The 18,807-nt window shown below is 57.5% G+C and carries 18 protein-coding genes; 11 read left to right on the top strand and 7 right to left on the bottom strand.

Going from position 1 to position 18,807, the window contains the following annotated elements:
- The first annotated feature begins 57 nt into the window (after positions 1 to 57).
- Genes HDF10_RS07840 through HDF10_RS07830 form a run of 3 tightly spaced genes read left to right on the top strand, consistent with a single transcriptional unit; the run spans position 58 to position 2,445 of the window.
- Entirely contained in the window at positions 58 to 468 is a 411-nt protein-coding gene (locus HDF10_RS07840; protein WP_183812193.1) for a hypothetical protein, read from the top strand.
- Positions 468 to 1,148, top strand: a complete 681-nt coding sequence (locus HDF10_RS07835; protein ID WP_183812191.1) for a C39 family peptidase — start codon at positions 468 to 470, stop codon at positions 1,146 to 1,148. The genes HDF10_RS07840 and HDF10_RS07835 overlap by 1 nt, the downstream gene beginning before the upstream one ends.
- Positions 1,149 to 1,164: 16 nt before the next feature.
- Positions 1,165 to 2,445: a transporter gene (locus HDF10_RS07830; protein WP_183812189.1), complete on the top strand. Its 1,281-nt coding sequence runs from the start codon at positions 1,165 to 1,167 to the stop codon at positions 2,443 to 2,445.
- Between the two features lie 16 nt (positions 2,446 to 2,461).
- Here HDF10_RS07830 and HDF10_RS07825 read toward each other — a convergent pair whose 3' ends face one another.
- Positions 2,462 to 2,827: a hypothetical protein gene (locus tag HDF10_RS07825; RefSeq protein WP_183812187.1), complete on the bottom strand. Its 366-nt coding sequence runs from the start codon at positions 2,825 to 2,827 to the stop codon at positions 2,462 to 2,464.
- Between the two features lie 231 nt (positions 2,828 to 3,058).
- Here HDF10_RS07825 and HDF10_RS07820 point away from each other — a divergent pair, with 231 nt between their 5' ends.
- From HDF10_RS07820 to HDF10_RS07800, 5 genes are all read left to right on the top strand, one after another.
- Positions 3,059 to 3,439, top strand: a complete 381-nt coding sequence (locus HDF10_RS07820) for a holo-ACP synthase (RefSeq protein ID WP_183812186.1) — start codon at positions 3,059 to 3,061, stop codon at positions 3,437 to 3,439.
- A gap of 241 nt (positions 3,440 to 3,680) precedes the next feature.
- A complete protein-coding gene (locus HDF10_RS07815) occupies positions 3,681 to 4,766 on the top strand; it encodes an MlaD family protein (protein WP_183812185.1) in 1,086 nt (361 codons plus the stop codon).
- Between the two features lie 194 nt (positions 4,767 to 4,960).
- Entirely contained in the window at positions 4,961 to 7,039 is a 2,079-nt protein-coding gene (locus tag HDF10_RS07810) for a M13 family metallopeptidase (protein ID WP_183812184.1), read from the top strand.
- Between the two features lie 261 nt (positions 7,040 to 7,300).
- Positions 7,301 to 8,527, top strand: a complete 1,227-nt coding sequence (locus HDF10_RS07805) for a beta-propeller fold lactonase family protein (RefSeq protein WP_183812183.1) — start codon at positions 7,301 to 7,303, stop codon at positions 8,525 to 8,527.
- A gap of 105 nt (positions 8,528 to 8,632) precedes the next feature.
- Positions 8,633 to 10,000 carry a lactonase family protein gene (locus HDF10_RS07800; protein ID WP_183812182.1) on the top strand — a complete coding sequence of 456 codons (1,368 nt, stop codon included), beginning with the start codon at positions 8,633 to 8,635 and terminating at the stop codon, positions 9,998 to 10,000.
- 422 nt (positions 10,001 to 10,422) lie between these two features.
- On the opposite strand, the gene HDF10_RS07795 is transcribed toward HDF10_RS07800, so the two are convergent.
- Together HDF10_RS07795 and pyrH are read right to left on the bottom strand one after the other, a co-directional pair.
- Positions 10,423 to 11,676 carry an acyltransferase family protein gene (locus tag HDF10_RS07795; protein ID WP_183812181.1) on the bottom strand — a complete coding sequence of 418 codons (1,254 nt, stop codon included), beginning with the start codon at positions 11,674 to 11,676 and terminating at the stop codon, positions 10,423 to 10,425.
- A 236-nt stretch (positions 11,677 to 11,912) separates the two neighbouring features.
- Positions 11,913 to 12,617: a UMP kinase gene (pyrH, locus tag HDF10_RS07790; RefSeq protein ID WP_183812180.1), complete on the bottom strand. Its 705-nt coding sequence runs from the start codon at positions 12,615 to 12,617 to the stop codon at positions 11,913 to 11,915.
- Between the two features lie 188 nt (positions 12,618 to 12,805).
- On the opposite strand from pyrH, the gene HDF10_RS07785 reads away from it, so the two are divergent.
- The 3 genes from HDF10_RS07785 (at position 12,806) to HDF10_RS07775 (ending at position 15,772) form a co-directional block, all read left to right on the top strand.
- Complete coding sequence (locus HDF10_RS07785) at positions 12,806 to 13,270, top strand: hypothetical protein (RefSeq protein ID WP_183812178.1); 465 nt, start codon at positions 12,806 to 12,808, stop codon at positions 13,268 to 13,270.
- Positions 13,271 to 13,486: 216 nt separating this feature from the next.
- Complete coding sequence (locus tag HDF10_RS07780; protein ID WP_183812176.1) at positions 13,487 to 14,449, top strand: hypothetical protein; 963 nt, start codon at positions 13,487 to 13,489, stop codon at positions 14,447 to 14,449.
- Between the two features lie 327 nt (positions 14,450 to 14,776).
- On the top strand, positions 14,777 to 15,772 hold the full coding sequence (locus HDF10_RS07775; RefSeq protein WP_221271540.1) for a linear amide C-N hydrolase: 996 nt from the start codon (positions 14,777 to 14,779) through the stop codon (positions 15,770 to 15,772).
- Positions 15,773 to 15,865: 93 nt separating this feature from the next.
- On the opposite strand, the gene HDF10_RS07770 is transcribed toward HDF10_RS07775, so the two are convergent.
- From HDF10_RS07770 to rplM, 4 genes are all read right to left on the bottom strand, one after another.
- A complete protein-coding gene (locus HDF10_RS07770) occupies positions 15,866 to 16,528 on the bottom strand; it encodes a translation elongation factor Ts (RefSeq protein ID WP_183812171.1) in 663 nt (220 codons plus the stop codon).
- 142 nt (positions 16,529 to 16,670) lie between these two features.
- Positions 16,671 to 17,609: a 30S ribosomal protein S2 gene (gene rpsB / locus HDF10_RS07765; RefSeq protein WP_183812169.1), complete on the bottom strand. Its 939-nt coding sequence runs from the start codon at positions 17,607 to 17,609 to the stop codon at positions 16,671 to 16,673.
- A gap of 184 nt (positions 17,610 to 17,793) precedes the next feature.
- On the bottom strand, positions 17,794 to 18,189 hold the full coding sequence (gene rpsI, locus HDF10_RS07760; protein WP_020712730.1) for a 30S ribosomal protein S9: 396 nt from the start codon (positions 18,187 to 18,189) through the stop codon (positions 17,794 to 17,796).
- Between the two features lie 76 nt (positions 18,190 to 18,265).
- Positions 18,266 to 18,769, bottom strand: coding sequence for a 50S ribosomal protein L13 (rplM, locus tag HDF10_RS07755; RefSeq protein ID WP_183812167.1), 504 nt, complete (start codon positions 18,767 to 18,769; stop codon positions 18,266 to 18,268).
- Positions 18,770 to 18,807 lie beyond the last annotated feature (38 nt).

Raw genomic sequence — 18,807 nt, 5'->3', positions numbered from 1 at the left:
GGGCTCTCCAATCAGAGAGCCCCAACCTACGCTTCTCTGTGGCTTCAAGGAGGATGTATGAATCGTCTTTTAGTGATTGCGGGTCTTGCGCTGCTAACTTCTACAGGAGTGGCCCAGAGCTCAACCAAGCATAAGGGCCAATCGCTGAACGACGCTGCCATGGATCGGGTTACGGCAGCGGGCGTTTCGGCGAGCTTGTCGAATGGAGTCGTGCAGTTTCAAGGGTCGGCGTCAACTGCGAACGGACTGGTGACGGGTGCCGGTACGCTGCAGGTGTTGACCGGACCGCTGACCTCAACCACCAATATGGGCACGCTCACGTTAAATGGCAGCGCGCAGCAGAATCTGAGTTCGCTGGTCAACATCAACGCGGTGAACTCCAACATCAATGTGCTACTGAACCTGAACGTCAATCTGAACTCGACCGTAGGGACCATTGTGCAGTCCAACCTGACTGGAAAACACTGATGAACTGCTTGCGATCGATACTTGCTGCGGGACTGGCTAGTCTTGTTCTCTTCCCTGCCCTCGTGCGCGCTCAGAACACTGGAGAAGCGACGGGGGCGAGGGGGAGCAAGAATGTCCGAAGCCTGAAAGAGATTCGCGATGAGGGCGTGGTGAAGCAGCGTTGGGATGTGAGTTGTGGCGCCGCGGCGTTGAGTACACTCCTCACTTATGACTTCAAGGACGATACGACTGAGACTTCGATCGTGGTGTGGCTTCTTCATCGCGTGGATGCGACTCGCGTGCGTTCCCGGGGTGGATTTTCATTGCTCGATTTGAAGCACTTTTCCGAGGCGCGAGGATACCATGCTGAGGCTTTCAGCGGTATGACGATCCAGGATCTGGCGCAGGAAAAAAATTCTGTGATCGTCCCGATACGAGAGAAAGGCTTCGACCATTTTGTTGTGGTAAAGGGCATTGTGGCGGGGCATGTGATTCTGGGCGATCCGGGCTTCGGCAATATCACGATGCGAGTCGATCGGTTTCAGACCTTGTGGAAGAACGGCATCGTCTTTGTGGTGCATCCGCCAGACGACCGAATGATCGGAGATAAGCGTCTTCCTCTGGCCGCACGGCTGGTACCGGATGAATCGCTGATCTCGCGCAAGATTGGAGTAACGGCTCCGAGCAACTATTTGTACTGAGAGGAAAGGCGGCTCGATGTTGCGGCGAAGAGTTTTATCAGCAGTTGTAGTGTTGTTGGCGAGCGCGGGATCACTCCTTGCCCAGACGACATCAACTAACGGTCAGCCGCAGACACAGGAGGTCGCCAAAGCTACAACGCCGGCGAGAGACCCTGTGGATCTGAAGCTGCAGGAGGCGTTGCGGGAGCGCGATGCGATCATTCGCAATCTGCTGGAACGAGTGAATGAGCTGGAGTGGCGCATGAACGGAGGATTTACTACTCCCGCCAGGGTGGACGAACGTCCTACTCTGCCGGCCGCCTCGACCAGTCGCGTGATCAACTCGGTGGTGTCAACCTCAACCTACGACAACACGGAACGGCAGGCGACGGAGGCTCTTGATCAAGCTTTGATTGTGCGCGGCGGATTGCTGCTGCCTTCTGGAACCCTGGAGGTCGACAACACCACCTCCTACTTCAGCGCGTCGTCGGACCATGTTACGGTGAATGGCTTTGCGTTGCTGCCGGTGTTGGTGGTGGGCGATATCGCTTCGGAACGGATAAGAGAAGACTATCTTCTGCCAAACTTCACTGCGAGACTTGGGCTGCCGCATAAGCTCCAAGGCGACGTCACGATTCCCTACGGGTATGAGTTGATTCGGACGGTGGATGCGAACAATGTCCAGACATCTTCAAGCAGTTTTGGATTGGGCGATATCTCTGCGGGCATCTCACGGCAGCTGACCAGCGAGCATGGAAAGATTCCCGACATGCTGGCGAGTGTGCGATTCAAATCCACGACGGGGAAAGATCCCTTCAATCTTCAGAGCAGCCAGATCGCGCTTGGGACAGGCTTTAACTCAATCCAGGGGAACCTGACGATGGCGAAGTCAAGCGATCCGGTGGTCTTCTTCGGGAATCTTTCCTATACGGCGAATCTGAAAGGCGATCATACGGTGTCGGCCAACGATCCGAATAACCCAGCGGCAACGATGGTGGGACACTTCAACCCGGGGGATGCAGTTGGGTTCCAGATTGGGTCGATCCTGGCACTGAATCCTGAGGTATCGATGACGCTGGGATGGGATCAACGATTTACTCGCAGCACCACGTTGAACGGGGTGGATATTCCGGCGTCGTATTTGGTGGAAGGCACGTTGCGGCTGGGAACAAGCTATGTGTATGCGCCGGGGAAGACGATTGATCTGAGCTTTGGCGTGGGGCTGACGCCAGATACGCCGAATCTGCAGTTTTCGGTGGGTGTACCGTTCCGGATGGGGCTGTGGGGGCCGAAACAGAAGAAACTGGACGTGCATTAGGCGGTGCGTGGAACGGTCAGGCGCACTCTCCGGCGGAGAGAAAGAGAGACTGCAGGGTGGCATCTTCCAGGAAGCTTATCTCCAGACGGATGGTGATGATCTGACCGAGGTCGGCCGGGGTGGCGAGATTTTTGCGGCATGTGCAGAGGTGGGTAAAGCCGAGATGGCCGGCGCGGGTGAGTTCGAGGCCAGAGGAGATGATAGAGGCGTAGAGGTCGATGGCGGCGCGGAGCTGGATTTCGACGCGAAACTCCATGGTGGTAGGCGAGAGGGTCCTGCGGTTGAGGATCCAACCTCCGCAGTCTGCGAAGGCTGAGGTGAGCGAGGGCAGGAGGCCTTGGCGCTCTTCGTAGCTGAAGCCCTGAATATCAAGCGATTGCATGGGATGTTGAGCCTCTGCCGGATCGAATGTGCTTGCCGATAGGGTGTTCATCGGAAGGGGAGGGGGGAAGCGTGAGTCTCTGGCGGGGTACTGTGGTCATGTGGGGTTTACGGTTTGATAATGTTGAAAAGAGATGACTTGCGATATCGCTACGAAAACTCTCTGTCTTCGGCGGCGATTTGCCGTTGTTGGTTCTATGGGCGTAAGAAAGTGGTGCGAGCGAGGTTCTTCATGGTGCTGGGTGTGGGAACGGATCTGATCGAGACGAAACGGATCAAAGAGAGTATCGAGCGGTACGGCGAGCAGTTTCTGGAGCGGGTTTTTACTGCGGGAGAAATTGCTTACTGTGTGCGCAAAAAAAAGAATGCGGCAGAGAGCTTTGCGGCCCGCTTTGCAGCGAAGGAGGCTGGCGCGAAGGCGCTGGGAACAGGAATTAGCCGAGGCATTACGTGGAAGGAGCTTGAGGTGCGGCGTGAGGCGAGCGGTAAGCCTACGCTTCACTTGAGCGGGCGGGCGGCAGAGTTGGCAAAGGCGATGGGGGTGCGGAGGGTACAGTTGAGTTTGACCCATAGCCGGGAGCTGGCGATGGCGGTAGTGGTAGCGGAGGATTAACGCAGCGGTCGTGGGTTATAGGAAATTGAAACCATAGGAACTTGAAACCATTAGAGCGGTTTGGGCATCCATAACAGATCGACCACTTTAGCTCGAGGTGATGCCCGGAGTTTTCCTGGGCGATTGACTGGGAGGGTAATGTATTCTCCTAGTTACTGACACCCTGATTGCGCTACAGGTGGGAGGCGGCAGTGCGACGCCGCGGCAGTAAAGTTTTGCAAAAAGGACTTAAAGGAGAGCTATGCCCAGCCAGCAGGAGGTCCGGTGGTCGCAGTTGAAGGTGGGCGTGATCGTACTGATTTCGACGGTGGTGCTGGTGACCCTGCTGTTCCTGATGACGAGTTCGTCGGGGCTGGGAATCTTCTCTCATAAGCTGACGGTGGTGACATTCTTCGAGAACTCGGCGGGGCTGAAGACAGGGGCGGCGGTGAACCTGGAGGGAGTGACGATCGGGACTGTAAAGTCGGTGACGATCGACAACTCGCCGGAGCACAAGCTGACGCCGGTGAAGGTGGTGATGAAGATGAACGAAAAGTTCGCCACCAATCTGAAGAAGGATTCGAAGGCCTCCTTGTCGACGGTGGGGGTGCTGGGCGATACGGTGGTGGACATTAACAGCCAGTTTGCAGTTGGGCCGCTGTTGCAGGATGGCGATGTGCTGAAGACTCTGGAAACGCCTAGCTTGACAGATGTCGTGAAGGCGAGCCAGGGAACGATCGAGAGCCTGAATGTGATTCTGGCCAAGATGAACGTCATCGTCGACAACATTCAGTCGGGGAAGGGCTCGATTGGACAGCTGATCAATAGTCCCGACCTGTACAACAAGGCGAATAATACAGTCGATGAACTGCTGAAGCTGGAGAAAAATATCAATGCAGGCCGCGGATCGATTGGCAAACTAATGACTGACGACACGCTGTACAACCGGCTGAACGGCACTGTTGAGAAGCTGCAGAACATCGCGGATGGGATCGACAGCGGCAAGGGCACGGCAGGCAAGCTGCTAAAGGACGATAGCCTTTACAAAAACCTGAATTCGACGCTTGCTCATGCGAACTCTCTGCTGGCCGACGCTGACGCCGGCAAGGGTGGACTTGGGCTGATGCTGAAAGATCCGAAGTTTCGCCAGGATCTGAGCAATACGCTGACGCAAGTGAACGCGCTGGTGTCGGGAGTGAACGATGGTCGGGGCACGCTGGGCAAACTGGTGAAAGATGATGCCGCTTACACCAACTTGAATAAGCTGCTGGTGGCCAGCACGGACCTCGTGACAACGATTCGGAGCGATCCTAAGAAGTACCTGACGATCCATCTGAAGATCTTCTAGAGAAGATGCGATAGCGAGAACAACGGGTTTGGGCTTTCGCCTGAGCCCGTTTTTTCTGCGTTTCATGGATCCAGAAACTTTGTAATGCTGCACTTCGTCTTCGTAGAACCACGGAGAGTTACGTTCTTGACGGCGGACGAAGAACCGTCTTGTTTTCTGGTAGCTTTCTACGGAGGGTTCTTCTGAGGAGCGACATGATTTCCAAGTCTTTAGCAAGTCTGTTGATACTTTTTACGGCCGCGTGTCTGGGGCAAGCATTTACGGAAACAGATGTACCGGGCGGACCAACTTCAGAGCCGAAGCAGCCGATCATCTTTGACCTTTCCTCAATCGATAAGACTGTGGATCCTTGTATCGACTTCTACCAATATGCGTGCGGCAACTGGCTGAAGAAGAATCCCGTTCCTGCTGATCAGGTGCGGTGGGGACGGTTTAACGAGTTAGCGGAACGCAATAATTATCTGCTGTACACGGAGCTAAAGGCAGCTGCCGAGGATCCGAAGACCCCCTTGCAGAGGAAGTATGGCGACTACTTTGCGGCGTGCATGAACGTCGGTCTGGCAGACAAGCTGGGGACAAAGCCGCTGCAACCGGCGATGGCGACGATTGCATCGCTGAAGGACAAAAAACAACTAGCGACGACTGTGGCGGAGTTGCAGAAGAACTACTCCGTGGGCGTGTTTTATGGGTTGAATGTGCAGCAGGATCAGAAGGACTCGAGCCAGCAGATCGCGAGTGCGATCCAGGGGGGCCTCTCGTTGCCGGACCGGTCGTACTACCTGACCGAGGATGATCGGAGCCAAAAGCTGCGGGATCAGTATGTCGAGCATGTCGCGAAGATGTTTGTCTTGCTTGGCGATACTCCGGAGAAGGCGTCGGACGAGGCTAAGAGTGTGATGGCGATCGAGACGGCGCTCGCCAAGGGCTCGATGGATCGTGTTGCGCTACGCGATCCGGCGAAGCGATATCACATCATGTCCAAGGCGGATCTCGAGGCGCTCTCTCCTAATTATGATTGGCAGACCTATTTGAAGGAGGTCACGATTGGCGAGTTCAGTACGCTGAACGTTGCAACGCCCGACTACTTCAAGGCGATGAATGCCGAGATCGATGCGGCAAGTTTGGATTCGATCAAGAGCTATCTGCGCTGGCATGCGCTGAGAACTGCTGCGCCTGCTTTGTCGAAGCCATTTGTGGATGAAAACTTCAACTTCTTTTCGGCGACGCTGCAAGGCCAGAAGGAGCAGACACCGCGATGGAAGCGGTGCACGCGCGCGACCGATACCGCGTTAGGCGAGGCCGTTGGTCAGGACTGGGTAAAACAATACTTCCCTCCCGATGCAAAGGCCAATATGGACAAGCTGGTGGTAGCGCTCGAGCAGGCGCTGGGACAGGACATTCAGCAGTTGCCCTGGATGAGCGATGCGACGAGGGTGGAAGCGAAGGCAAAGCTGGATGCGATTCGGAACAAGATCGGCTATCCGGAAAACTGGCGCGACTACAGCTCGTTGACTGTGAAGCGGGACGATTATCTCGGCAATATAGAGAGGGGTCAGAGTTTTGAGCGGGCCCGAAATTTTACCAAGCTGGGCAAGCCGGTCGACGAGAAGGAGTGGGGTATGACGCCGCCTACGGTGAACGCATACTACAGCCCTTCGAACAACGACATCAACTTCCCTGCCGGGATTCTGCAGCCTCCCTTCTTTGATAACAGCAAAGATCCAGCAGTGAACTTCGGCGGGATCGGCACTGTGATTGGGCATGAGATGACGCATGGCTTCGATGACCAGGGATCGAAGTACGATCCGAAGGGAAATGTGCGGCCGTGGTTCACCGCCGAGGATCGCGCGAAATTTACCGAGCGCACCGATTGCGAGGTGAAAGAGTATGACGGGTTCAAGGTGGCGGAGGGAGAAAACCTGAACGGCAAGCTGACGCTTGGCGAAAACACAGCTGACAATGGCGGGATTCGGATTGCTTTCCAGGCGCTCGAAGCAGCTCTTACGCAACAGGGAGCGACCGCCGAGCCAGGGTATGCCGATGGAAAGCGTGATGGATATACCGCGCAGCAGCGCTTCTTTATCGCCTTCGGACAGCTGTGGTGCCAGAACCAGACGGAGCAGAACGCGCGTGTGTTGGCGAAGACCGATCCGCATAGCACTGGCGAGTGGCGGGCTAAGGGCACAGTGCAGAACTTCGATGAGTTCGGCAAAGCGTTTGGCTGTAAAGCGGGTCAGCCGATGATGCCTGTGAACTCCTGTCGCGTGTGGTAGAGGTGGGTGAACCAGGGCCCGGGCTGCGGCCTGGGCTTTTTGGGTGGATGAAGTTGGCGGTAACCATGACGTGGTGACCATATCCGCGAAGGATAGACCAACCAGAATGAAGGGCATAAGTGGCACAAAGTCGCGACAGCTTCTACAATAAGCGAAGGAATCGTACCCTACAGAGTTGCTCGCAGCAAAAGGTGGACGGAAAGCGTTCACTGGCGAGGATTAAGGAAGCGCATGAAGTTGAGCAGGATTGGCCGGGTTTCAATGGCCTTGGTAGTGTCCGTAGCGATGGGTCTGGGCATGACGGCGTGCGGTGGCGGCACGATCGGGTTCATGTGGGTTCTTGGAACGCAGTACAACCAGATCGCCGGCTTCAAGATCGATGATTTTACGGGAAACCTGACGGCTATGCCTCACTCGCCGTTTACCTCTGGCGGGGCGGACCCTGTATCGATCGTGGTGAAGCCTGGAGGCCGCTTCCTCTACGTGGTCAACAAGGGCGGCCCCAATACCACTGGCGTCATTAAGGCTTGTGGAACTGCCGGCAGCATCAGTGAGTTCAGCGTTGGCGGACAGGGCGTGTTGACCTTCCAGCAGTGTTTCACCAGCCAGGGGAGCACCCCCGTCTGGGCAGCGGTCGATTCTACCGGTAACTTCCTGTATGTTCTCGATCAGCAGGCACCATCGCTCGATGGTGCGCCTCTTCCCGCGAATGGTGACATTACTGTGTTCTCGATCGATCCCAATACGGGTCGACTGACGCTGGTACTGAATCAGCAGATCAAGGATCCTGCGACCGGCTTGCAGCTGACCTACTTCCCCGTTGGCGAGACGCCGACGATGATGGCGGTCTCGGGTGGATGTGTGTTTACGCTCAATACGGCTGACCAGTCCATCTCTCCTTACGCAGTCGGAACTGCTGGTCAGTTGACCCTTACGACGACACAGAAGTTCAATACGAATACTGGACGGGCTACGTCGATTATTGCCGGCGGAAGCTCGGTGTATATCACCGATGCGGCTCCCACTGCGAACAATCCTGGTGGACAGATTCTTCCCTTCACAGTTGGAGCCACCACATGCTCGCTGAACACGATCACGGGCGGACCGATTGGGAATATCTCTACGGCGGCGAATCCAGTTTACTCGCTGGTTGGTGGAGCTGGCTCGGCGAAGAACTTCTTATATGTGGCGAACCAGTCGACCACAAATACCACGAATCCGAACAGCTCCATCTCGGCGTTCCAGGTCCAGTCGAACAATACTTTGCTGGCGATCGATCCGGGAAACAACCCTTACTCGGTGGGCGCGGGGCCTGTTTGCATGGTCGAAGACCCGTCGAATCAGTACATCTATACGTCCAACGGAGATGGGACTGTGACTGGCAAGTCGATCTCGACGCAAGGCTTCTTGCAAGACCTGAAGCGAGGATCGAAGTTCACGGCGACCGGACAGGCGACGTGCCTCGCAGTAAGCGGAAACGTAGACTAGCTGGCAGTACGGCAGCTGGAGAACCAGGACAGGATGTCTCGAGGAATCCTGAGTATCGGGACAGCAGGAACGGGCGGAAACGATTTGCCCCGGAGTTAGGCAAGCATGAAGTGGAATAAGATGGGTCGCGGAACAGTGGCCTCGATATTGTCTTTTGCGTTGGTGAGCGTAACGGCGTGCAGCCGCGACTACACGCTGGCGTATGTGTATGTGACTACTGCAAAACCGTTGACGAGCTCCTCTCCAAACGGTGGCATCAATGCGTACGCGGTGGACTATCAGATCGGTTCGTTGACGCCGCTGGCGGATTCGCCGATACCGGCGGGCCGGAATCCGGTGACCCTGGTGGCCTCGCCGAGCGGATTGAATCTATATGTCGTCAATCACGATGACTCGACCATTGGCGAGTACTCGGTCGGCACCGACGGGAAGATCTACCTGCAGAACACATACAACATCACGGGCAGCAATGCGACCTCGGTTGCGATGGATGCGGCTGGTGCCTTCCTTTATGTCACGTTCCAGTACCAACTCGGGCCACAGGGACAGCAGCTTTATGGCCCCGGTGCGCCTGGGCCAGGTGGGATTACGATCTTCCCGATCAATAAGGACGGCTCGTTGGGAACGGCGGTAAAAAATACGACGGTTGGAACCACGACCTCTCTGAACTACGTTCCGGTTGGCAACACCCCTGTCGGTATTGTGGTGGGTCGTCCGCGTTGTCAGCCAATACCCGCCGGAAGTACCAGCACTGCGAACTGCATTCTGTCGACGACACCCACAGCGACTACGAACAACGGACTCCTGACCAACTATGTGTATGTGATCGATCAGGAGACACCGACCACACCGAAGGCGACGGTTCTGGGCTTCCTGCAGAACTCGTCGACGGGCGCGTTGACTCCTACTCCCGGGACAACGATTACCACCGATAACACGGGCAAGACGGTGGCGACCGGATACGGCGCGGGAACGACACCGAGCGCGATTGCAGAAGATCCTTCCTCCCGGTATGTCTACATTACCGACCAGGCGACGAACCAGCTGTACGGCAGTACGGTGAATTCAGATGGGTCACTGACTCCCATGAACAACAGCCCGTTCGCCACTGGTATCTTCCCGGTGGGCGTGACGATCGATCCTCGGGGCAAGTTCCTGTATGTTGCGAACTTCTCCTCGGGAACGGTTGGCGCTTATACGATCGATCAAAACTCGGGGAATCCGACGGGCGCTGTCGGTTCTGCTTCGACGGCTACGGGTACGGGTCCGACGTGCGTTGCGATCGAGCCGGCACTGGGCATCTACCTCTATACGTCGAACAGCCTCGAAGGCGATGTCTCGGCGTTTCAACTGGCTCCGCAAAACGGGACGCTGAAGCAGGTGCAGAATACGCCGTTCCCCTCTGGTGCGCTGCCAAGCTGTGCCGTCGCCGTAGCGAATGGATCGCATCCGACGCAGATCATCGTCGAGTAGCCGATTTGTCCTGTTGCGCAAAAAGCCCCGCTGCTGCGGGGCTTTTTGCGCTCGTTGTACCGATGCACTCCTCCGGTTTTCTTGCGATGTCAGTGGAGGGCCTAACGGCATGGGCTTACGCCACTCTTTCGTATTATCCTGCCTCCTTTATCCCAACGTTTCTTCTGTGAGGTACCCCCCCTCCCCCCCCCGGGGTATCTTGCGTGTAAGTTTTTTGTTTTCAATTATTTACAACGTACCACTGCCTGCAAAGTATTCATCCTGAATGGCTTGTTGCTAAAATATCTGAAATCAATGGGTTACGGATAGTTTTCTGGCTGCTTCCTCTAACCGCTAGCTCTTCTAAAAACAAAGATGCCCTCGGATTGTCGTCCGAGGGCATCTGTTTGAGCTCTGTATCAAGTATAGCGGAGGGAGCGAAACTAATACGCCACGCGTTTGTCCTTCTCTGGCGCGGCGATTTGCTTCTGTGGGGCTTGACAGGAAAATTGCGGAGGGCTATACGAGGCAGGCGAAAGAGGACGGGGTTTGCTGGAGAAGCGGCTGAGGATGGCCTTGCGGGCGGGAGTTTCGACGAAGTGGAAGGCTGCAAGAGCCAGCAGGATGAGGATTCCGTAGGAGAGCCAGGGGTCAAGTGCGGCCAGGTGGAGACGCTCCGGCACATGGTAGAGGTGGAGGAGCTGGAAGACGTTGAAGTGGAGCAGGTAGAGGCAGTAGCTGCTCTCCCCAATGAGCAGGAGAGGACGCCAGGAGAAGAGGGCTGAGATAGCGTGAGGCCCGCTGAGGCCGAGGACCAGGGCGGCGAAGACAGGGGTCATGAGGCCGCCGTGCATGAGGAGGTACGGCGTGCGGAGAACGAGGGTGTAGAAGAAGACTCCCACGAGCGCCAGGCTGACGAAGGAGAGCATGAGGCGCTGACGCGAGGTGATGGTGAGGGCGTGCTGGAGCTTGCCCAGGGTGACGCCAATGAGGAAGGTGCAGACGTAGGGGAGCGGGGTGAACTTGAGGAAGCGGATGAGCTGGGTGGAGCTGTAGCGGTCGACAACGATGTGGTCGGGGTTAAGCCAGAGGTAGAGGGAGTGGGGGATGAGGCCGATGATCCATAGCGCTGCGAGGAGCAGGACCAGCTGGATGGGCTTTTTGGGCCATGGCAAGCGGATGAGCCAGGGGAAGGCGGCGTAGAGGACGACTTCGCTCGAGAGGGTCCAGGCGACGGTGTTCCAGAAGGTGGCGACCGACGGGCTCCACCCTTGAAGGACGAGGGGGGTGAGGATGATTCCCTGCCAGAACTCGAAGCGGGAGCGGGCGTGCCACTCGTCCTGCACCATGCGGAAGGAGATGAGGAGCACGAGCAGGTAGATGGGGTAGAGTCGGGAGAAGCGGGCCAGCCAGAAGTCGCGCTTGACCAGGGTGTTTGCGCGGTCGGCGTAGTTGTAGGTGAGGACGTAGCCGGAGATGAGGAAGAAGACGCCGACGAAGACATAGCCGTTGTCGATGATGGGATAGAGGAGGCCGAGGTGCGGCGGGGTGAAGTGGAAGAGAATGATGAAGAGGGCGAGGAGAGTGCGGATTCCGGTGAGCGCCGGGAGCTGCGGCTTGCGGGTGGTGATAACCGCGGGCCGTGGGGCAAGGCTTTGCGGCTGCTCGATCTCTGGTTCCAGAAGGCTAAGGTTCACACAGTCGTCCCTGCTTGTTAGATGCTGCGGAGTCTGCTTTATCTAATTTATCTAGACGCAATTTCCTGCGATTAGACGCGGGGAATTTGCGGAGAATGAGTTATTTTGCATGGGTTGAGCAATTTAGGAGTGGGGGCGGCGGGCGACGGTGGCGGGACAGCAGATCTCTCCCCCGTTCGACTACGCTCTGGGTGCGAGAGGACAACAAAAAATCCAGTTCAGTCCTGAACAGAGTTTCAGGCTGTGACGAGGGAGCCGATTTTTTCGCCGCTGACGACGCGGACGATGTTGCCGGCTTCGCGCATGCTGAAGACCATCATGGGCATGTTGTTGTCGCGACAGAGGGAGACGGCGGTGGTGTCCATGACGCGGAGGTTGAGGCGGAGCATCTCGCTGTAGGTGATGTGGTCGAATTTGGTGGCGGTGTCGTCGACTTTGGGGTCGGCGGTGTAGATGCCGTCGACGGAGGTGGCCTTGAGGAGGATGTCGGCTTTGATCTCCATGGCGCGGAGGCTGGCTGCGGTGTCGGTGGAGAAGAAGGGGTTGCCGGTGCCTGCGGCGAAGATGACGATGCGATTCTTTTCGAGGTGGCGCATGGCGCGGCGGCGGATGTAGGGCTCGGCGACCTCGTGCATCTCGATGGCGGACATGACGCGGCAGAAGAGGCCGAGCTTTTCGATGGCGTCCTGGAGTGCGATGGCATTGATGACGGTGGAGAGCATGCCCATGTGGTCGGCGGCGACGCGGTCCATGTCGATGGCCTGCTGGGCGACGCCGCGGAAGAAGTTTCCGCCTCCGACTACGATGCCGATCTCGCAGCCGAGGGCGTGAACGGCTGCGATTTCGGCGGCGATTTTGTGGATGAAGACGGCGTCGATGCCAAAACCTTTACCTGCGGCCAGAGCTTCGCCTGAGATCTTGAGGAGGACTCTTTTGTACATGTCAGAACTAAGTATCGCATGGGGCGGGGGAGAACTACTGGCTGGCTCACTTCGTGGCAATAGACGGCTCGAAGCTGGATTTTGTTTACAACTTTGGGGGAACCTGTAAGGTTGTGCACAACTTTGCGGGGTAAGGTGGGTCTTGCAGGGTGCGGGCACGATACGACATAGCCCAAGGAGAAAGTTACATGGTTAGCAAAGTTCGTTTGATGGTTTTGACAGCTGGAATTATTGCGACGGCAGCGCCGATGACGATGCAGGCAGGAGAGGTACCGGGCCCTCACCCGGCTTATCTGCATGCACTGAGCGATCTTCGCGCGGCGCGGCACTATCTGAATGATGGATGGGCATGGGGTCCGGTGAAGCATGACGATAATGAGGCGATCAAGCATATCGATGCGGCGATCGATGAGATCAAACGCGCCGCGATTGATGACGGCAAGGGCCTGAACGATCCGTTCCAGATTGATACCCGTTTGAGCCCTCATGATAGGTTCCGGAAGGCTAACGAACTGCTGTTTGCGGCGCATCGAGATTTGGAACACGCAGAGGATGTTCCGCAGGCGCATGGGCTGAGGGATCGGGCGATTGGGCATATCGACTATGCGCACACGATCGTGGACAATGCGGAGCGTACGGCTCACTGGGAGTAAGCGTTGTTGATCGAAGCGAAGGAGGGGAGCGAGGATGCTCCCCTCTTTTGTTTGCTCTGTGGCGCGGCTGTCAAGGTTTGTATTTCTCCTCCTTTTCATGTTTCCGGTTGGGGACAGCGATAGATTGATGGCGGGACGGGCTATGATAATTTCGTTCTCAGCGGAATAGTCCTCGGGCTTTTTTCTTGTTCGCGTGTTGATCGTGGAGGAGGTGCTATGCGCTGTTCCCGATGGTCGCTGGAAGGCTTCGTTTGGCCAGTGTGTCTGGCTGTTGTGCTCGCCGGTGTCCCCTATGCGGCTGCGCAGAACGCGGACGCGCTGTCCCCTTTCTTTGAGGGAAAGCAGGTCGTGGTGAAGATGGATATGCCTGGCACGCAGAAGGGTGTGGATATCTATCCGAACCGGCAGCCGCCGCTGGATGCGAAGAGCTATGGGGACCGGCTGAAGCAGTTTGGCGTGTCGCTGCAGAAGGGCGATACGGTGATGGTGACGAAGGTAAAGGTGAATAAGGACAACGTCGAGTTTCAGCTTGGCGGCGGGGGATATGGGACGGCGAGAGATAGCACGGATACGGCGGTGCACTTTACGCCGGGGGAGAAGAGTAGCCGGGAGAAGGATCTGGAGAATCAGATCAGCAACGAAAGCGATCCGGATAGACGGCGGTCGCTGCAGCGAGAGCTGGACCGTGTGCGGTCGGACCGAGAGAGACGCGACGCCTACAACCACGCGAGGGCAGAGGACGATGCCGCGAGGAGAACAGACCAGCTCGGCATGAAGCGGCAGCAGGGTGGGTCGCGATTCAACATCAAACTGGATGCGCGAACGATGGAAGATTCGTTGACGCCGCAGGTGATTGAGAGTGCGCTGGCGGAGTATGTCTCCTTTCCGGGAGATGCGGCGGGGGCGAACGGAGGCGGGGTGCCAGTTGGAAGCGTTCAGGGAGGAGGTCCGGGGCTGGCGGTGCGTGGTGCGGATAATGGTTTTGATCCGGCGCAGAGTTTGAAAAAAGGGATGACACGAGAGCAGGTAGAGGGTCTGTACGGACCTGCGGTGGAGGCGCATGACCGGACGGAGAATGGAATGTCCATGACCTCGTGCACGTATCAGAGCAAGGATGAGAAGGTTCAGGCGGACTTTGTGAATGGGGTGCTGGTGCAGTACTCCGTGTCTTCGCGGTGAGCTGGTATCGGCTCTGTGAGACTAAGTGTGGAATCCACGAGATTATGCGATTTCGCAACTGATTTCCTGAATTTTGAAGAGTGGGGAGCCTGGCGGGGTGATACGCTACGCTTACTCCAGAAAGGTAATCTCTCTTCCAGCCTCATGGACTGGGATGGGCCGCGTAATTCACTCAATCTGAAAGGTAATTTAGTGACTATGAACGGCCTATCAACAGTGGCAATCGCCGCGGCGTGCAGGTCCGTCGCTCGCAAGGCGTCAGCAGTTTTTACTCTCCTTACCCTCTTCGTTTGTAACAGCGCTTCGGCCAATGCGTGCACACGCGCTGTGTATCTTGGCACCGACAACGTTGTCATTACCGGCCGCTCGATGGACTGGGCGGAGGATATCTACTCGAACGCGTGGGTCTTTCCTCGTGGCATGGAACGCGACGGCGCTACCGGCGCCAATACGATTAAGTGGAGCTCCAAATATGGCAGCCTCATCGTCTCCGGCTACGACGCGGGAACCGCAGACGGGATGAATGAGCACGGACTTGTCGCGAATGTCCTCTATCTTGCGGAATCCGACTACGGCACGCCGCAGTCCGGCAAGCCAACCATCTCGATCATGGCTTGGGGACAGTATGTTCTCGACAACTACACGACAGTCTCCGAGGTGGTAGACGCGTTGCGTGCCGAGCCGTTCGTGGTGATCGCTCCTACATTGCCTAACGGTAAGGGCGCGCAGTTGCACCTCGCGGTTTCGGACCCCAGCGGCGACTCCGCTATCTTCGAATACCTCGGTGGCAAACTTGTCATTCATCACGACAGAAAATATCAGGTGATGACGAATTCGCCCAGCTTCGATCAACAGTTGGCGATCGAGACTTACTGGACAGGCGTAAACCCGCTTGCCTTCCTTCCCGGCTCGATCAGCGCTGCCGACCGCTTCGTTCGTGCGTCGTTCCTGATCAACGCGATTCCGAAGCAGGCCGATCCGCATACGATCAAAGCGGTGCCGGGTGGGACGTATGAGAATCAGGCCGTGGCTGCTGTGCTTGGGGTTATGCGGTCGGTCAGCACACCGCTTGGCATCACCCATCCGGACAAGCCGAATCTAGCGTCCACGTTGTGGCGTACAGCGTACGACCAGAAGAACAAGGTCTTTTATTTTGACTCCGCAACCAGCCCGAACGCCTTCTGGGTTCCGCTGTCTAGTCTCGATTTCACGAAGGGTGCTCCGGTGAAGAAGCTCACGATGGCAGGCGGGAAGGTTTACGCGGGCGACGCCTCAAGCAAGTTTGTAACGGCGACTGCATTCACGTTTGCGTCGGGACACTAGAGGCGAGAGCCGTGATCGCTCGCCCGAATCTATAACAGAAGATGAAAAGCCCGGGCTGGTGGCCTGGGCTTTTGTATCGGTGGTGGTTACAGATTAGAAAGCGGTTTCTTCAGTGGCGGCTGGCTTGGCCTGGGCTACGGTCCAGTCGGTGGCGCCCACCTTGAAGCGGGCGAAGCGGCGGACGCTGATGTTCTCGCCTAGCTTGGCGACTTTGCTGGCGATTAGCTGGCCGATGGTCTGCGAGGCCTCCTTGATGAAGGGCTGATCGAGGAGGCAGAACTCTTCGTAGAACTTGGCGAGCTTGCCGGTGAGCATCTTTTCGATGATCTCGGCGGGCTTGCCGGAAGCTGCGGCCTGGGCGCGGTAGACGTCCTTCTCGCGCTCGAGGTCGGCTTCGGTGACGTCTTCGCGGCTGACGAAGCGGGGGTCGACGGCGGCGATGTGCATGGCGACGTCGCGGAGCAGCTCCTGGAAGTCGTCGGTGCGGGCGACGAAGTCGGACTCGCAGTTGAGCTCGAGGAGAACGCCGATCTTGCCACCGGCGTGGATGTAGGTTCCGACTGCGCCTTCATTGGTGGTGCGGGTAGCCTTCTTGGCGGCCGACGCCATGCCACGCTTGCGGAGAACGACGAAGGCGGCTTCCATCTCGCCTTTAGCCTCTTGCAGCGCTTTCAAGCAGTCGCCCATGGGGGCGCCGGACTTTTCACGGAGTTCTTTGACGAGTTTTGCGTCGATCTTTACGGCGGTTTCAGTCATTGTGAGTTTCCTTGTGTTGCGGTTTCTACGAAAGGGGGCGCGGGCTGGATGCCCGCGCCCCACTAAAATAACAAGAGACGGTTACGGCACGGCTAATGCGCTGCCCTTCCCTTGCGACGGCCTTTCGGCACGAGTGAGGGTGCTAGACGGCGGCCTGGGCTGAGATGGGCTCGGACTCGGCTTCGGGCTCCGAGGCAGCGGAAGGCGCCTTGCGGATGTTTCCGCCGAGGACTGCGGCGAGGTCGACGGTCTCGTCTTCTTCGGGAGCAGCTTCGACAGCGGGCTCGGCAGCGGCGTGGATCTCGGCACCTTCGTACTCGCCCTCTTCCCCGACGTACTCGGGGGAGACTGCGAGGGGCTGAACGTCAGCGGACTCAGTGGCGAAGGCCTTCTCGGAGACCATCTGGACGCCTTCGTAGGCGGAATCGGCGATCTTCGTGGTGAAGAGGCGGATGGCGCGGAGGGCGTCGTCGTTGCCGGGGATGACGTAGTCGACGACGGTGGGGTCGCAGTTGGTGTCGACGACGGCGACGACCGGGATGCCAAGCTTGCGGGCTTCGGCGACGGCGATGGCTTCGTTGTTGGAGTCAACGACGAAGATGGCGTCGGGAAGGCGCTTCATGGTCTTGATACCGGCGAGGTTGGTGGTGAGGTGCTTGCGCTCGCGCTCGAGCTTGATGACTTCCTTCTTGGTGAGGAGCTCGTAGCGGCCGTCGGTCGACATGTCGTCGAGTTCGGTGAGGCGCTTGACCGACTTCTGCACGGTGACCCAGTTGGTGAGAAGACCGCCGAGCCAGCGGCTGTTGATGTAGGGCATGCCCGCGCGGGTTGCCTCTTCGGCGATGGCATCCTGCGCCTGGCGCTTGGTGCCGACGAAGAGGATGAGCTTGCCGGTGGAGGTGAGATCGGTGACGAACTTGGAAGCCTCTTTGAACATCTTGAGGGTCTTCTGAAGGTCGATGATGTAGATACCGTTGCGCTCGCCGAAGATGTACTCCTTCATCTTTGGGTTCCAGCGCTTGGTCTGATGCCCGAAGTGAACGCCAGCTTCGAGCAGTTCTTTCATAGTGATGTTTGCCAATGTAGCTCCTTGGTTTAAGACAGCCGGACCGGTGCTCCGGTGCCTGGATTGATCCCTCGTAAGGGAGATTTGACTCCTTGCCGCAAGGGTTGAAGCCTGCGGGTGATGCGAAAGCCAGCTTTAGCTATTAGCCGTTGGCTCTTAGCTAAAAGCTAAAAGCCAACGACTAACGGCTGCATTCCAATTAGCGTTTGCTGAACTGGAAGCGAGCGCGAGCGCCCTTCTGACCGTACTTCTTACGCTCTTTACCGCGCGAGTCGCGGGTAACGAGGCCTTCTGCCTTGAGCGCCTTGCGGAGCTCGGGGTTGAATACCATGAGGGCGCGAGCGATGCCGAGCTTGACGGCATCGGCCTGGCCCATGACACCGCCACCCTTTACGGTGGTGATGACGTCGAAGGTCTCGCCGATGTCGGCGATGCCGAGCGACCGCTTGGCGGCTGCGCGCTGTTGTGCGGTGACGAAGTAGACGTCACACTCTTTTTTGTTGACGGTGAATTTGCCGCTGCCTGGACGCAGGAAGACACGTGCGATCGAGGACTTGCGACGGCCGGTTCCGTAGTACTGAATCAGATCTGCCATGGTGCTCCTTGAACTTTTGAAAACCCGGGGCTGATGCCCCAAAACTCGTTAGCTCCCAAAGATCGGGAGGGGACGCTTAGCCTTCGAGGGAGTGAGCCGGATGGGCCGGCACCATGACCTTGGAGGTGAGAACCTTGGGCGCGTTGGAGGCATGGAAGTCCATGGCAACGGGCTGCTGGGCGAGGTGGGGGTGCTGTGCTCCCTTGTAGACCTTGAGCTTGGTGGCCATCTGGCGGCCGAGCTTGGACTTGGGAAGCATGCCCTTGACGGCCTGCTCGACGATGGCTTCGGGGCGACGGGCGAGGAGCTTGATGAAGGACTCTTCGCGGAGACCACCGGGGAAGCCGGTGTAGCGGCGATAGAGCTTCTGGTCAGACTTGAGGCCGGTCAGCACGATCTTTTCGGCATTGATGATAACAACGTGATCGCCCATATCGATGTAGGGGGTGTAGAGGGGGTTGGTCTTGCCGGCGAGGACGGAGGCGGCCTGTGTGGCGAGGCGGCCGAGAGTCTTACCGCTGGCATCAAGCACGTACCACTTGCGCTTAATATCTTTGCCACTCGGAATGGTGGTGGACATCGTTGGGTTACTCCTTGTTTCTGCCGTCTTCAGTGTTC

The sequence above is a fragment of the Tunturiibacter empetritectus genome, assembly GCF_014201375.1.
Lineage (GTDB): Bacteria > Acidobacteriota > Terriglobia > Terriglobales > Acidobacteriaceae > Edaphobacter > Edaphobacter lichenicola_D.
Note: the sequence above shows the minus strand (reverse complement) of the source record. Positions and strands in the feature narration are given on the sequence as shown.